At 65.1% G+C, this 14,895-nt stretch carries 12 protein-coding genes; 5 read left to right on the top strand and 7 right to left on the bottom strand.

Annotated elements, in window-relative coordinates; translation table 11 throughout:
* Positions 1 to 8: 8 nt before the first annotated feature.
* The 4 genes from AC6CHP_RS18950 to AC6CHP_RS18935 form a co-directional block, all read right to left on the bottom strand.
* Positions 9 to 860, bottom strand: coding sequence for a class II fructose-bisphosphate aldolase (locus tag AC6CHP_RS18950; RefSeq protein WP_498231594.1), 852 nt, complete (start codon positions 858 to 860; stop codon positions 9 to 11).
* The gene (locus tag AC6CHP_RS18945) at positions 860 to 2,278 is read right to left on the bottom strand and encodes a GntP family transporter (RefSeq protein ID WP_377194929.1); all 1,419 of its coding nucleotides are present in this window, start codon (positions 2,276 to 2,278) and stop codon (positions 860 to 862) included. The genes AC6CHP_RS18950 and AC6CHP_RS18945 overlap by 1 nt, the downstream gene beginning before the upstream one ends.
* Before the next feature lie 136 nt (positions 2,279 to 2,414).
* Positions 2,415 to 3,314, bottom strand: coding sequence for an NAD(P)-dependent oxidoreductase (locus AC6CHP_RS18940; protein WP_498231592.1), 900 nt, complete (start codon positions 3,312 to 3,314; stop codon positions 2,415 to 2,417).
* A 40-nt stretch (positions 3,315 to 3,354) separates the two neighbouring features.
* Entirely contained in the window at positions 3,355 to 4,830 is a 1,476-nt protein-coding gene (locus tag AC6CHP_RS18935; RefSeq protein WP_498231590.1) for a four-carbon acid sugar kinase family protein, read from the bottom strand.
* 163 nt (positions 4,831 to 4,993) lie between these two features.
* Here AC6CHP_RS18935 and AC6CHP_RS18930 point away from each other — a divergent pair, with 163 nt between their 5' ends.
* Positions 4,994 to 5,698 carry a FadR/GntR family transcriptional regulator gene (locus AC6CHP_RS18930; RefSeq protein WP_188729060.1) on the top strand — a complete coding sequence of 235 codons (705 nt, stop codon included), beginning with the start codon at positions 4,994 to 4,996 and terminating at the stop codon, positions 5,696 to 5,698.
* A gap of 26 nt (positions 5,699 to 5,724) precedes the next feature.
* Here AC6CHP_RS18930 and AC6CHP_RS18925 read toward each other — a convergent pair whose 3' ends face one another.
* The 3 genes from AC6CHP_RS18925 to AC6CHP_RS18915 are packed head-to-tail and all read right to left on the bottom strand — an operon-like array spanning position 5,725 to position 9,232.
* Positions 5,725 to 6,741, bottom strand: coding sequence for a LacI family DNA-binding transcriptional regulator (locus AC6CHP_RS18925; protein ID WP_498231588.1), 1,017 nt, complete (start codon positions 6,739 to 6,741; stop codon positions 5,725 to 5,727).
* 17 nt (positions 6,742 to 6,758) lie between these two features.
* Positions 6,759 to 8,336 carry a glycoside hydrolase family 43 protein gene (locus tag AC6CHP_RS18920; protein WP_188729056.1) on the bottom strand — a complete coding sequence of 526 codons (1,578 nt, stop codon included), beginning with the start codon at positions 8,334 to 8,336 and terminating at the stop codon, positions 6,759 to 6,761.
* Complete coding sequence (locus tag AC6CHP_RS18915) at positions 8,333 to 9,232, bottom strand: DUF6807 family protein (RefSeq protein WP_498231585.1); 900 nt, start codon at positions 9,230 to 9,232, stop codon at positions 8,333 to 8,335. The genes AC6CHP_RS18920 and AC6CHP_RS18915 overlap by 4 nt, the downstream gene beginning before the upstream one ends.
* Before the next feature lie 304 nt (positions 9,233 to 9,536).
* Between AC6CHP_RS18915 and AC6CHP_RS18910 the strand changes: the two genes are divergently transcribed.
* The 4 genes from AC6CHP_RS18910 to AC6CHP_RS18895 all read left to right on the top strand — a co-directional run bounded on the left by AC6CHP_RS18910 (position 9,537) and on the right by AC6CHP_RS18895 (position 14,885).
* Positions 9,537 to 10,847 carry an ABC transporter substrate-binding protein gene (locus AC6CHP_RS18910; protein WP_188729051.1) on the top strand — a complete coding sequence of 437 codons (1,311 nt, stop codon included), beginning with the start codon at positions 9,537 to 9,539 and terminating at the stop codon, positions 10,845 to 10,847.
* 182 nt (positions 10,848 to 11,029) lie between these two features.
* A complete protein-coding gene (locus tag AC6CHP_RS18905; RefSeq protein ID WP_498231583.1) occupies positions 11,030 to 11,845 on the top strand; it encodes a carbohydrate ABC transporter permease in 816 nt (271 codons plus the stop codon).
* Positions 11,846 to 11,854: 9 nt separating this feature from the next.
* Complete coding sequence (locus AC6CHP_RS18900) at positions 11,855 to 12,754, top strand: carbohydrate ABC transporter permease (protein WP_188729047.1); 900 nt, start codon at positions 11,855 to 11,857, stop codon at positions 12,752 to 12,754.
* A gap of 112 nt (positions 12,755 to 12,866) precedes the next feature.
* A complete protein-coding gene (locus AC6CHP_RS18895; protein WP_498231581.1) occupies positions 12,867 to 14,885 on the top strand; it encodes a pectinesterase family protein in 2,019 nt (672 codons plus the stop codon).
* Positions 14,886 to 14,895 lie beyond the last annotated feature (10 nt).

Raw genomic sequence — 14,895 nt, 5'->3', positions numbered from 1 at the left:
GGTGAACGTCAGCGCGTGAGCGTCGCCAGCGTTTTGGCAGCGAAGGTGCGGGCCGAGCTGTTCCAGTGGCCCAGGAGCCCCTGGAGGTTTTCGCCGTCGGACCGGTGCCCCGGCAGCTGGTCCTGCAGCGTGGCCAGCACCCCGGTGCGGAGCTCGGTGTTGAAGTTGACCTTGCCAACATTCATGGCGGCGGCCTTCACCAGCTCCTCCGCGGGAATTCCCGAGGCGCCATGCAGCACCAGCGGAATGTGGGTCCGCACCGCGATGTCCTGCAGGACATCCCAGCGCAGCTGGGGCTCCCCCTTGTATTTGCCGTGCACGTTCCCCACCGCCACGGCGAGCAGTTCCGCGCCGGTCCGGGACACAAAGTCCTCCACCAGCGCCGAATCCGTCAGCCCGGCCACGGCCACGCCGGACTGGTCCGCACTAAAGGCGCGGTCCTCGTCTCCGGCGAGGCTGCCAAGCTCGGCTTCAAGCACGACGTCCGGGCCCAGCAACGCCCGGGCACCACGGACCAGCGCGATGTTGTCCTCGTAAGGCAACGCGGAGCCGTCGGCGAGGACGGAGTCCGCCCCTGCCGCGACGGCGTCGGCCATCACCTGAAGGTCCGTTGCGTGGTCAAGCTGCACCGCCACGGGCACGGATGCAGCATCAGCGAGGCCACGGAGGGCTCCGATGAGGCGAAGGCCGTTGGGCGTGGCGGCAGTCTTGGGAGCCACCAGCAGGATGGCGCCGCGGCCCGCCTCCTCCGCTGCGGCCACCACTGCCATGGCCGTGGTGAAGTCGTAGCAGGTGAAGGCCGGGACGGCGGAGCCGTGCTGGAGGGCGGAGGTGACCAGCTGGTCGAGTCGGGTGCGCATCAGACGCCCAGGCCTCCCACGAGGATCCAGGCCAGGAAGGTCAGCACGAAACCGGCCAGGCCCAGGATGGTGGTGAGCACGGTCCAGGTCTTCAGGCCGTCAGCCACGGACAGCCCCAGGTACCGGGTCACGATCCAGAAGCCGGAGTCGTTGACGTGGCTGAGTCCGAACGCACCGAATCCGATGGCAATCAGGATGAGGGCCGTCTGGATGGGTGAGAACCCGCCGTCGGCAACGGATGCTGCCAGCAGGCCGGAGGTGGTGATGATCGCAACGGTGGCGGAACCCTGGGAAGCGCGCAGGATGGCGGCGAGGATGAACGCCATCACGATGACCGGAAGGCCTGCGGTCTGCAGCCCTTCGGCGAGGGCCTTGCCGATGCCGGAGACAGTGAGGACCTTGCCGAAGACGCCGCCCGCACCGGTGACCAGGATGACGATGGCGGTGGGAGCCAGGGCTGAGTCCATGACTTCACCGGTGTGCTGGGAGGACCAGCCGCGGCGGATTCCCAGGAAGTAGTAGGCCAGGCCGAGGGCGGTGAGCAGGGCGATCAGCGGGGCGCCAACGAAGGCGGCGAGCTGGGCGGGGAAGGAGTCCTTGGGCAGGATGACCGCGCCGACGGTGCCAACCATGATCATCAGGATGGGCAGGACGATGAGCGTGATGATCATGGCCGGGCTGGGGGCCGTCTTCACCTGGTTCCGGACAGCCACGGAGGAGGTCCCCTGGGCGGCTTCCTGCTCAACCTGGGACGTGCCGGTGCCAAAGAGGCGGAACTGCTCGGCGGTGGCGGGAAGCATGGAGAATTCGCGGCGGTTCAGCCTGCGGGCAACGAAGTAGCCCAGGACGCCGACGGGAACGCACAGTACGAGGCCCAGGATGGTGGTCCACCCGATATCCGCGCCGAGGATGCCGGCGCCGCCCACAACTCCGGGGTGCGGCGGGACAACAACGTGGATGGCGAGCATGATGGCGCCCACCGGAAGGCCGATCTTGACGGGGTTGACGCCGGCGGCCTTTGCGAAGCCGTAGATGATGGGAATCAGGATGATGAATCCGACGTCGAAGAAGACGGGGATGGCCAGCAGGAAGGCTGCGGCAGTCAATGCGGCGATGACCCGGCGGGGGCCGAGCAGCTGCGTGAACTTGCCGGCCAGCGACTGTGCGCCGCCGGAGATCTCGATCATCTTGCCGAGCATGGCGCCAAGGCCAACCAGGATGGCCACGGAACCGAGGGTTCCCCCCATGCCTTCGGTGACGGTTTTGATGATGTCCGGCAGCGGAATGCCCGCCACCAGGGCAACGGCGACGCTGACCACCAGAAGGGCGAGGAAGGCGGGAATTTTGAACTTGATGACGGCCACGAGCAACAGGGCGACGCCCGCTGCTGCTATGGCCAGGAGAGCTAATGCGCTCATCGTGTGTCTCCTTTGACATCGCCAGTTGAGACTAGCGAGCTGGTTTTTCTTGGGGGAATGCTGGGGAACGGCAGGGAGGGTGCGACGACGGCGGAGGGGGGGACCGCCGCCGTCGCACGTTTGGGGGAAGGCCGGGCTACTTTGTGCGCTTCGTGGGCGCAACAACCTTGATGACGGCGGAGTCGTCGGAAGCGGCGAGGCCCTGGGCCTGGCCGAGAAGGTAGAGCTGTTCGGCAGCGGCGGCGACCGGCGCAGCCAGGCCGGCGGCGCGGGTGGCCTTGCCCACGATGCCCATGTCCTTGACGAAGATGTCCAGGCGGGACAGGACCTCGGCGCCCTCCTCGGTGTAGGCCTCCAGGATCCGGGGGCCGCGGTTGGAGAGCATAAAGGAACCTGCGGCGCCGGCTTCAAGGGCGGCGAGGGTCTTGGCCTGGTCGAGGCCGAGGGCGTCGGCGAGGGCCATGGCCTCTGCGGCGGCAGCGATGTGGACGCCGCAGAGGAGCTGGTTGACGGTCTTGAGGGCCTGTCCATCGCCGGGTTTGTCGCCCACCACGGTCAGGGTTGAGGCCAGGAGTTCCAAAGCAGGGGCGGCTTTTTCGCGGGCTTCCGGGGACGCGCCAACAACGATCAGCAGGTCGCCTTCGCCGGCACGCTTGGGGCCGCCGGACAGCGGTGCGTCCACCAGTTCCACACCGTATTCGGCCAGCTGCGCGACGGTGGCCGGGATGGCTTCGGTGCCGACTGTGCTGCCCAGGATCACGACGGCGCCCGGCTCCAGCACCGAGGCCACGCCGTTCTGGCCGAACAGGACATCATTGAGCTGCTCGCCGTTGCGGACGGCCAGGAGGACGGCGTCGGCGCCCTTGGCGGCCTCGCGGGCGGTGGCGAACGTGGCGATGCCGGCTTCTTCGGCGAGCTTCAGGCGGGGTTCGGCGATGTCGAAGCCGTGGACGGTCAGCTGGGACGCCAGGCGGGTGGCCATGGGCAGGCCCATGGCGCCGAGGCCCAGGACGGTGACGGTGTAGTTGCTGGTCATGGTGTTCTCCATTGAATTCTTGCGGGGCTGGCGCCGGTGGTTAGAAAGTGTTGCTGAGCTTGCGGGTCACGTCAGCGAGGGATTGGTCGTCGCCCACATTGCCGGCGAAGACGATGTACGGGATGCCCTTGGCGGGGCCATCCACGGGTTCCCAGAGGGAGACGATGCCCGGCAGCATGGGGCCGCGGACAATGGCGTGGCGGATTTCAAGGCCGTGGGCGGCCACGTCCGAGGAGGTGATGCCGCCCTTGGCGATGACGAACCGGGGCGGGAAGGTCTTGAGTGTCCGGTTGACCACGGCGACGACGGCGGCGGACACTGTGCGGGCGATCCGCAGGCTTTCGGCGGGGTCGTCTGCCTTGATCAGCAGGCGGCTGGTGTGGACGATGACGTCGCCGCCGCGGAGGGCTTCGACGACGGTGTCCACGGTCCGGTCCAGGTGCGCTTCGGCGTCGCCAGGGGCACCGAGGAGCTTTTCGACGTCGATCTCCACGATGCGCGCGGCGCTGTGCTGGTCGGTGAGGGCCTTGAGCTGGCGCGTGGTGACTCCCACGTGGGACCCGACAACGATCAGGCCCCCTGCCTCGGAGGGTGTGTTGCCTGCGTAGGCCTCGGCGCCGCTGAGTTCGGTGCGGATCTCCTGGCCGATCCGGGCACGACCGAACGGGGGGCCCACGCGGTAGAGGAGCTTCTTGCCGCGCCGTTCGGCTTCTTCGAGGCCCAGGGACAGGGCGCGGAGGTCGTTTTCGGTGACGATGTCCGCCACGATGGGGGTGGAATCGGTGGCCGCATCAAGGGCGTCGGCGATGGCATTGGCAGTGGCCTGCGGATCGGTGGAGGCGCGGATGATGTTGAGGTCCAGGACGATTACCGAGCCGGCGGCGAAGCGGCCCTGCGACTTCTCTTCAACGTAGTCGGCCATGACGGAGGTGCTGAAGCCGAAGGTGGCGTCCTTGGCGAATTCCGTCTCGGACACCGGGGTGAGGGTGCCGGCCTCCGCGCCCGTGCCGCGCATGTAGTGGACTCCGCCGATGGTGACCCGTCCGGCGTCGGGGAAGGCTGGAACCAGGACCACGCCGTCGGTCTTTTCTCCGCTGACGTCCGCCACCGTTGCGGCGATAACGTCCGGCTCCAGGGGGTAGTGGCCGCGGAGGGTGGAATCGCTGCGGCTGACAAACCCGAGGCGCAGTTCCTGGGGGGACCCTGCTGCTGCCAGGGCGTTGCGCACCACTTCCTCATTGCGGGCGGCGGCTTCGGCGGGGTCCAGGCTGCGGGTGTTCGTGAGGACATAGACGGCAGGCTTGGACTGGCTGAAGGCCCAGATGAAGTCCGCTACATCCCACTGGGTGAGCACGGGCAAATCCGAAACCGACTGGGTTCCGGTGGGGTCGTCGTCGAGTACTACCAGGACCCGCGGGGTCTCCGCATTGGAGGCAGCCAGGGTGCTGGCCACCAGTTCGGCGGGAATCCGGACCTCGGCCGGGTAGGCGGCCAGAACGTCTGCTTCAAGCGTCACAGTGCACTCCATTGTGTATGAATACGTTGTATGAATCCGGGCGGCGGATCCCGGTAACTGTAAGATGTCAGACATCTTGCATTTCGTTTAGTGTGGCACACCACATAGAGACGCGCAAGTAGACTTGTCCGACATATGCAGTGAAGGAACCAACGGGGGCACAATGGCGAGGCAATCACTGGTGGGCCAGGTGGCGGATGAGCTACTGGACCGCATCATCACCGGTGAGTTCCCGCCCGGCGCCACCGTGCCGGGCGAACACGAACTGAGTGCCCGGCACGAGGTCAGCCGGATGACGGTGCGCGAGGCCATGAAAACACTGCAGGCACAGCGGATCCTCAGTGTTGAGCGCGGCCGCGGGACGTTCGTGAACCCCCTCAACCGCTGGGCGTCGCTTGAGGCGGTCTTGCGTGCGGCGTCGGAGGGGAAGAACGAGGCAGAGACCTCGGTCCAGCTCATCGAGCTCCGGCGGATGCTGGAAACAGGCGCCTGCGAACTGGCGGCCGGGCGGATCCGCGATGAGGATATTGAGACGCTCCACAGGCACGTGGACAGCATGCGCGCCGCCCACGAGGTCAACGATGTTGCCGCCTTCGTTGAAGCGGACCTGGCATTCCACGACCTGATCCTGCATGCCTCCGAGAACGTCTTTGTGTCCGTCCTTTTCGAACCGCTGCACCAGGTGCTGCAGAAGCGCCGCACCCAGACGTCCGCGGTCCGGGAAATCCAGGAGCACGCAATCGGGCACCACCAGAAGATCGCCGAGGCGCTGGAATCCCGCGACCCGGTGCTGTCCCGGCAAGCCATGGATGACCACATGCAGCAGACGCTGGACGACCTCAAAAACCTCGTGCTCGAGGCGAAGTAAGCCGGCTGTGCCCCGGGATCAGGGCGTCAGCGCGCCGGCGGGGCAGTGGTTCCGCGGACAACCAGTTCCGTGGCAACTTCCAGGGCTGTGGGGACTGCCGCACCCGGCAGGTCCTGCTGCTCCGTGAGCATGCCGACGGCCATGGAGGCCAGCTGGGCCAGGGGCTGGCGGACCGTGGTGAGCGGCGGCGACGTCAACGCCGCCTGGGCAATGTCGTCAAACCCCACAATGCTGAGATCCTCCGGTACATGCAGCGAGCGCTGCCCGGCCGCGTTCATCACGCCCAGGGCCTGCAGGTCACTGCCCGTGAAGATCGCCGTGGGCGGCTCTGGCAAGTCCAGCAGTTCCCCGCCCAGCCGCATGCCGGATTCGATACTGAAATCGCCGTCCTTGACCAGTTCGGGCAGGACGGGCAGCCCTGCCTCGTGAAGCGCAGCGGCATAGGCGGCGTAGCGGGCACGGCCATGGCCGGGGCTGTGCTTCCGGCCGGTGACGATAGCGATCCGGCGGTGGCCCCGGCCCAGCAGGTGGCTGACGGCGGCAAGGGCGCCGGAGAACGACGCCGGGCTCACGCTGGGAATTGGCAGCCCTTCGGTTCCTTCCGGGTCGATTGCGACGGCGGGAATCTTCAGGCTCCGCAACGTGGTCACCAGGTGTGACCCCTTCCGCGGAGCCAGCAGCAGCACTCCGTCCAGCCGGTTCACCGAGGGTTCGCGCAGCTTTCGCCAACGTTCAACGGTGGCATGTTCTGCGCGCGCATAGGCCACGGCATAACCCAGCCGGTCCGCGGCCGCCTCAACTCCAGCCATGGTTTCCAGGACCCATGGTGAATCGAAGTTGTTGACCACCAGCTGCAGGAAGCCGGGCTGGCTGGCAGCAGCCGGCCGTTTGGAATAATCAAGCTCTTCGAGCGCCTGCTGGACCTTGGCGCGGGTGGCGTCGGACACGTGGATCCGGCCGTTGAGCACTTTGGATACCGTGGGCACGGATACGCCTGCCGCGGCCGCAACGTCAGCTATCTTGGGACGCGGAGTGGCGGTCACAGGGGCGGTCCTTGGGGTCATGTGGTTGCGGCGGCGAGGAGCGGTGCGGTGGGACGGCGCGCGGGCGCAACATCCACGCGCACGGGTCCCACGATAACACTGCCTCCTTCCTCCGAACCCAGCGGTGACGTGGCAAAGAGCCCCAGCTCAGCTCCGATCCATTGCCCCTTCACCACCTCAAAGTTCCAGCCCTGCACCTCCCAGGGCTTCCCCGGCCCGGAACGCCACGCAAAGGTGGACCGGGGGGTTCCGTCGGTACGGATCTGCAGTTCTATGCGCGGCCCCGGCAGCGCCATTTTCCGGCCCAGCCGCTGCTCGTGCGGGACATCCCCGCCGGTCCCGTCGCCCAGGACATATCCATCTTCTGTCCTGACGATACCCAGCCACGCGTACTGCCGGCCTAATACCACCACGCCTGCCCGCGTCCCCACCGGCACATCCTGCAGCTCCACCGACGTGGTGAAGGTTGACGGGGTACCGGGCAGGACTTGCCCCAGCACATTGGGGAGTTCGCGAAGGTTCACCGGGTCATTGGGCTTCGGTGTGAGAACCAGGTGTCCTCCCCCGCACTGGTGTGCCCAGTCATCCCGGGGGTTCGCCTGCCAGTGCCACTGCGGTCCCAGCCGGGGCGAGGAGAAGTCGTCACTGGCCGGCAGGACCGCGTGGTCCGCGAAGGTACCCGCCGGGTAGGAGTGGGTGGGCACCGGTGTTCCCGGTCCCCCGTCGGCAGACTGGTGCCCCATCCAGGGCCAGCCATCCGCGGTCCAGCCCATCGGCTGCAGGTGGACCACCCGGCCATAGGGGCCGCGGTCCTGGAAGTGCAGGAACCAGTCCTCGCCACGCGGGCTTGTAACCCAGGCACCCTGGTGCGGACCATTGACCTGGGTGTTCCCCTGTTCCAGGACGCGCCGCTCCTCATATGGCCCGAACGGGGACCTGGACCGGAACACCGACTGCCAGCCTGTAGCCACCCCGCCGGCGGGTGCGAAGATCCAGTACCAGCCCTCCCTTTTGTAGAACTTCGGACCCTCCAGGGTTGTGTAACCCGGAAGGTCCGCTCCGTCGATCACGTGCGTTCCGCGGTCCAGGAGCCTGGTTGCATCCAGGCTCATCCGGTGGACCGTAAGCCGGTTCTTCACGCCGATCCTGCTCTTGGCCCAGCCGTGCACAAGGTAGGCCTGGCCGTCGTCGTCCCACAAAGGGCAGGGGTCGATGAGGCCGCGGCCGGGATACAAGAGGTGGGGAGCGGTCCACGGCCCCTCTGCCTTTTCGGCACTCAGCACAAAGATGCCGTGGTCAGGGTCAGGATAGAAAATCCAGAAACGCCCGTCGTGGTGACGCAGCGAAGGAGCCCACACGCCGCTGCCGTGGCGCACCAGCGAGTAGTGGCTGCCCTGGGGCAGCGCACACAGTGCGTGGCCGGCGTGCTCCCAGTCCACCAGGTTCCGTGAGCGAAGGACAGGCAGTCCGGGGACGCGGTTGAAGCTTGAGGCAATGAGGTAATAGACGCCGTCCACCTGGACAGCGTCAGGGTCCGGCCAGTCTGCATTGAGGATGGGGTTCTGATAGACGGGGGCGGGAAGGCGGGTGGTCATGATGTCCTGTCGGGTGAACTGCGGCTGGCGAAGGGGTGCTGCTGGAGAAGCTTAAGGGCCTCGGCGGGCGTGGTAACCGCACCGTCATGGACGACTGCGTGCAGGGCCAGCCTCAGCGGATTGTTGTGGTCTACCACGGCCGGTTGCGTCCATGAAACTGCCGGGCCTGCGCCAAGGTAGTCTCCGGCCCTGATGAACCAGGGAAGCAGCTGGTCCGGTTCCTGGGCGAGGAGCACAGAGACCGGCGCTTCGTCGACCACCATGCTGACCGAGAGCCAGGGTGACACCGAGCCGTGGGCGGCATCGGCGCCGCGTCCCGCCTCGGAAAGAATCACCGGCCGGCCGGTGACTTCGGGAAACCGCCAGAATATGCCGCCGTATCCGGCACCTTTCCTGCCTTTGACGGCCGACGACGACACCTCCAGCCGCTGTATGCCTTCCGCCGGGACTATCACCGAGAACACCGAAAGGGACCAGCTGGCAGGTTCGGGGTGATGAAGGTACTCGATACGCCGTTGCTCCGCTGCGAGTTGCCCGCCGGAGTGGGAGAGCCAGGACACACCCCCGAATTCGGCATCCGGCGCTGACTGCCAGCCGTGCGGGCGCTGGACTCCGTGGTTGTCCAGGAGTATGGGCCCATTGGCGGGCGTGTAGGTGGACCCACCCCAAAAGTTCGTTCCGTTGACGTCCGGAAATGCAATGGACAGACCCAGGTGGTGAGGATGGTCGACCGGCAGTGACTGCGTGGTCACGGTCCCGGCGAGCGACCGGACCGGATGGAGATAGGGGCGGGGCGCAAGGGTGGCGGGCTGCCGCAGATCCGTGTTGTGGACAGCGAGGGGATGCCCCCCGCGGGAAACGCGCCCCCCGGCAGCAGGGATGGTGTGAGTAGCCAAACAAAACCTCCGGTGATGACACTTCCGCAACGTGGGGATCAGCTTAGCCAGAACAGAAATAGTTAGGCAATATCTACGGAAACTTTCTTTTGAAAACGCCACTCACCATAAAAACATGTGTTGACAGTCACAACCTATGTTTGCTAGAAATCGTTTACTCAGATTTTCAGTTCTGCGTCACTGCTGCTTCGGTAGTGCAGCGACGAGCGGTCCTATGAGCGTTCAACACTCAGAAACTTTCCGTTCAACTTCCAACAATCCGCCGCACCGGACCGTGGTGCGCAACCCCGAGAGGCGTCATTCAATGAAGAAGACAGTCAGCACCCCCATCTCCCGCAGGCTGGTTCTGGGCGCAGCCGTCACCGCCGCGGGGCTGGCCCTGAGCGGCTGCGGCGGCGGTGGGTCAGCCCCTGCCGCCGGGGGTGGAAACGTGGAGCTGAACTTCGTCTACTGGGGCGATGCCACCAGGGCCAAGATGACCGACGTGGCAATCAAGATCTTCGAGGAAAAGAACCCGGGCATCACCGTCAAGAGCGAATACCAGGACAGCGGCCCGTACGCCGACAAGCTGGCTACACGCTTCGCCGGGGGCAATCCTCCGGACGTGCTGAACATGGCAAACCGGAGCCTGCTCGAATATGCGCAGCGCGGCACGCTCGCAGACCTCAGGTCCTTGCAGGAACTGGACCTCGCGGACATCCCGGACACCATCCAAAGTCGGGGTGAAGTGGATGGCAAGCTCTACGGCCTGGCCACGGGCGTGACCACTATCGGCATGGTGGTCAACAAGACAATTACGGACCAAGCCGGCGTCATCATCCCGGACGACAAGACCTGGAGCTGGGAGGACTACGCCAGGTTTGCCACCGAGGTCACGCAGAAAACCGGGGGCAAGGTATACGGGGCCGGTTACGACGTTGCCACCGAAACCGGTCCCATCCTGTTCGCCAGGCAGCGCGGCGAGGACTTCTACACCAAGGACAACAAGCTCGGAGTCAGCGAGGAGACCATCCGGGAGTGGTTCCAGTACAGCGTCGACCTGCGGGCAGCCGGAGGCTATCCCCCGGCAGGCTTCTTCGAGCAGATCGGCGGCTCAGCCGCCCAGTCCTACCTGGCAAAGGGCACCGTAGCCTCGCAGATCATTCCGATCAATAACTACAAGGCCTACAACGAGGCCGCCGGCGGCAACGTGGTCCTGCTCCGGATGCCCGGTGAGACCACGGAGAAGCGCCGCGGCTACTCAGCTGATCCCAGCATGCTCTGGTCCATTGCTGCCAAGTCCAAGCATCCCAAGGAAGCTGCAAAACTGCTGAACTTCCTGATCAACGATGCAGACGGAGCCGCGGAAACGCTCACGCAGCGGGGGGTGCCCATTAATCCAAAAGTTGCGGACGCCATCAAGCCAAAACTCGGCAAGGACGACATTGCCTTCGTGGACATGGTGGCCGCCATCCAGGAAGACGACCTGGCCCCTGCGTATGTGTACCCCAAGGGTGCAAGCGTGGTGGCGGACACCCTCAAGCAACTGGCAACGGAAGTCGAGTTTGGCCGCGTCACGCCCGCTGATGCGGCCAGGACCTTCCTCGAGAAGAGCAATGCCGCCATCAACAAGTAGCCGGCCTGCGTCCAGTTACCCCCACACCCAGATAGGAGCCTGACGCATGTCAGTGCTGACCAAGCAAGCCCCCGGCGCGGCTGCCACCCTGGCCGCGCCGGGCGGGAAACCAGGCAGGACCCGCCCCAAAGCGCAAGAACCAGCGTTCGGGTTACCTGTTCCTGCTGCCGTGGTTCGTCGGAATGCTGTTCACCATCATCCCGTTCTTCGCCTCCCTCTACCTGGCGTTTACGGACTACAACCTCTTCACCGAACCGAACTTCGTGGGCCTGGCGAACTTCCAGGCGTTGTTTGAGGATCCGCGCCTCCTGCAGTCCCTGAAGGTCACGTTTATCTACACCTTTGTCTCCGTCCCGATCTCGCTCGCCGTGGCACTGCTGATCGCCATCGTGCTGAACCGCGGCCTTCAGGGCCTGGCAATCTACCGGTCCGTGTACTACCTGCCCTCCCTGCTGGGCGGCAGCGTCGCGATCGTGATGCTGTGGCGCTACATCTTCGGCAACGACGGCATTGTCAACGGCGCCCTGGGACTGTTGGGAATCCAGGGTCCCGCCTGGGTAACGGACCCGGAGTTCGCTTTGAGCACGCTGATCGTCCTCAATGTGTGGACCTTCGGCTCGCCCATGGTGATCTTCCTTGCGGGCCTGCGGCAGGTGCCCACCATGTATTACGAGGCGGCATCCATCGACGGAGCGTCCCGGTGGCGGCAGTTCCGCAGCATCACCCTGCCGCTGATCAGCCCCATTATCTTCTTCAACCTCATCATGCAGCTGATCGGGTCCTTCCAGACGTTCACCCAGGGCTATGTGATGAGCGGCGGCACAGGCGGGCCTGCTGATTCCACACTCTTCTACAACCTGTACCTCTACCAGAAGGGCTTCACCGAGTTCGAGATGGGCTATGCCTCCGCCATGGCGTGGCTGCTGTTGATGATCATTGCGATTTTCACCGCCATCAACTTCATCGCATCCAAGTTCTGGGTCTTCTACGACAATTAAGGCACCGCTATGGCTCTCCTCGATCTACCCCTGAAGAACAAGCAAAAGAAGGAAGCTCCGCCCGCTGAGGACGCCCTGACAGGCACGCCGGGCACCCGCTTCTCACGGCACCTGATCCTCTGCCTGGTGGGCCTGGTGATGCTGTATCCGCTGCTCTGGCTGGTGTCCAGCTCGTTCAAGCCCAGCAACGACATTTTCCGGCAGTTGGGGCTGTGGCCCGAAAACTGGGACTTCAGCAACTATGCCCAGGGCTGGACCGCTCTGAACCAGCCCTTCCACGTGTACCTCATCAATTCCCTGATAGTGGTGGTGTTCTCCATCGTGGGGAACATCTTCTCCTGTGCCCTGGCTGCCTATGCCTTCGCACGGATGGAGTTCACGGGCCGGAAGCTGTTCTTTGCCCTGATGCTGGGAACTCTGATGCTCCCCGGCCATGTGCTCCTGGTGCCGCAATACATCATCTTCTCGCAACTGGGCTGGCTGGACACCTACCTGCCGCTGATCGTTCCCAACTTCATGGCCACCAACGCGTTCTTCATCTTCCTGATGGTCCAGTTCATGAAGGCGCTGCCCAAGGAGCTGGACGATGCCGCCCAGATCGACGGCTGCGGCCCCTTCCGCACATTCCTGCGGGTCATCATGCCCCTCTGTGTCCCGGCGATGGCCACCACCGCCATCTTCACGTTCATTTCCACCTGGAACGAGTTCTTCGGTCCCCTGCTCTACATCCAGAACCAGGACCTCTACACCGTTCCCCTGGCGCTGCGGGCCTTCATGGATTCAGAAGGCCAAAGCATGTGGGGCCCCATGTTCGCCATGTCCGTCGTGTCCATTGCACCCATCATCGGCTTCTTCATCGCTGGCCAGAAATACCTCATCAACGGCATCGCCACAACAGGCCTGAAGTAGCCCAGCCCTCAACAGGGCCCGCACGCTCCGTCCCGCATCACCAACTCAACCCAACCCAGAATGCCCGTGCCCGGGCTGGAGGCTGCCCGGGCACGCAACAAAGGAGTTTTGCATGAGTTTGCGACGTCTACTTGGCGCGGCCACCGCCGTCGTCATGCTGGGAAGCCTGGCGGCAGTCCCGGCCGCAACCGCCGCCCCCGCCGGGACCACCGGGCAGGCCGCTGCCGCGCCTGCCACCTTGGCAACGACAGCGGACAGCACCCCGGAAGCAATGTGGAAGCAAACGCCTGACGGCTTCGCATCCCTCCCGGGGTACGGTCTGGCCGGAACCACCGGCGGCCAGGCGGGCCGGATCGTCACCGCGTCCACCATCGGGGAACTTACGGACTATGCGGCAGCAACGGAACCGCTCGTGATCTTCATCCGGGGCAGCCTGGCCGCCACGGACTATGTCAAAATCCCCGTCGCCGCCAACAAGAGCTTCATCGGCACGGGAGCCGGTGCCGAGGTGGTGAACGCAGGCTTCAAACTCATCAATACCTCCAATGTCATTTTCCGCAACTTCACCATCCGGGACTCCTACATCCCGGGCGACTGGGACGGAAAGCGCCCGGATAACGACCGCGACGGCATCCAGCTGGATACCACGCACCACGTCTGGGTGGACCACATGAAGATCCAGCGCATGGGCGACGGCCTGATAGACACCCGCAAGGACTCAGACCTCGTTACCTACTCCTGGAACGTCTTTGCGGACAACAACAAAGCCCTGGGCGTGGGCTGGACCTCCAACGCCGTGACCAGGATGACCATCCACCACAACTGGATCCGCAACACCACCCAGCGAAACTTCAGCCTGGACAACACCGCAGCCGCACACGTCTACAACAACTACCTGCAGGACGTGGGGCAGTACGGAATGATGGGCCGCAACGCCGCCAAGGTGGTGCTGGAGGGCAACACCTTCACAGCCGTGCAGGACCCAATTGTCGCCAAGGACCCCGGCACCGAGGTGGTTAGCCGGGACAACGTTTTCAACGGCACCCGCGGCCGCAGGGATAACGTGGGCGCCGCGTTTGACCCCGCCCAGAACTACGCCTACCAGAAAGACGACGCCGCCCGCGTTCCGGACATTGTTGCCGCCGGGGCCGGCCCCAGGGAGAACAGCGTGCCCAACAACGCCACCGGGATCACCGTGGCCCTCGACGGCACGGGCGACTTCGGCAGCCTGCAGGCTGCAATCGGATCCATCCCCAGCGGCAGCACCATGCCCCGAACCATCACCGTCAAGCCCGGCACCTACCGCGAATCCGTAAACGTCTGGGCGGACCGCACGAACCTCACCATCCAGGGCGCAACAGCCAACCCGGCCGACGTCGTCCTCAGCTACGACCTGCCGGCCAACGGCGTAAAGTTCTACGGCGGAACGTGGGGAGCGGGCGGAAGCGCCACCCTCAACGTCCTGGCTGAAGGAACCACCGTGCGGAACCTCACCGTGGAGAACGCCTACGACGAAGCCGCGAACGGCGGCAGCCAGGCGCTCGCTGTCCGGTCCGTGGGAGATAAGGTGACCTTCGACGGCACCCGTTTCCTGGGCAACCAGGACACGTACCTGGCCGACACCACTGGCCGCGACGCCACCGCCCGTACCTACCTCAAGAACTGCTACATCGAAGGCGACGTGGACTTCATCTACGGCCGGGGCACCGCTGTCCTGGACGGCTGCACCATCCATTCCCTGGACCGCGGCAGCGCAACCAACAACGGCTACGTCGTTGCCCCCAGCACCAAGAACTCCAACCCGTACGGCATCCTGATCGTGGACAGCAAGCTCACCTCGGATGCCGCTCCGGGAACGGTGAGCCTGGGCCGGCCCTGGTTCGCCAGCAGCGATCCTGATGCGCATCCCATGGCCGTGATCCGGGACTCCGTCCTGGGCAGCCACATCGCTGTCCGCGGCTGGGCGGACATGAGCGGCCATTCGTGGGCGGAAGGCCGCTTTGCCGAATACAACAACAGCGGACCCGGCGCCCATATCAACGAGTTCCACCCCCAGCTCACGCCGGACGAGGCCGCGAAGTTCACCAGGGAAACCTTCCTCGGTGACTGGACCCCCGCGGAACGTGGTTGAGATGGCCGGC

The organism is Pseudarthrobacter sp. GQ63 (assembly GCF_059758765.1).
The sequence above is the reverse complement of the archived record's forward strand: the minus strand, read 5'-3'. Positions and strand labels throughout refer to the sequence as shown.

Coding starts and splice junctions, on each gene's coding strand:
- AC6CHP_RS18905 (WP_498231583.1), top strand. CDS start 11,030: ATGCTGTTCACCATCATCCCGTTCTTCGCCTCCCTCTACCTGGCGTTT.
- AC6CHP_RS18920 (WP_188729056.1), bottom strand. CDS start 8,336: ATGACCACCCGCCTTCCCGCCCCCGTCTATCAGAACCCCATCCTCAAT.
- AC6CHP_RS18895 (WP_498231581.1), top strand. CDS start 12,867: ATGAGTTTGCGACGTCTACTTGGCGCGGCCACCGCCGTCGTCATGCTG.
- AC6CHP_RS18930 (WP_188729060.1), top strand. CDS start 4,994: ATGGCGAGGCAATCACTGGTGGGCCAGGTGGCGGATGAGCTACTGGAC.
- AC6CHP_RS18900 (WP_188729047.1), top strand. CDS start 11,855: ATGGCTCTCCTCGATCTACCCCTGAAGAACAAGCAAAAGAAGGAAGCT.
- AC6CHP_RS18910 (WP_188729051.1), top strand. CDS start 9,537: ATGAAGAAGACAGTCAGCACCCCCATCTCCCGCAGGCTGGTTCTGGGC.
- AC6CHP_RS18950 (WP_498231594.1), bottom strand. CDS start 860: ATGCGCACCCGACTCGACCAGCTGGTCACCTCCGCCCTCCAGCACGGC.
- AC6CHP_RS18945 (WP_377194929.1), bottom strand. CDS start 2,278: ATGAGCGCATTAGCTCTCCTGGCCATAGCAGCAGCGGGCGTCGCCCTG.
- AC6CHP_RS18940 (WP_498231592.1), bottom strand. CDS start 3,314: ATGACCAGCAACTACACCGTCACCGTCCTGGGCCTCGGCGCCATGGGC.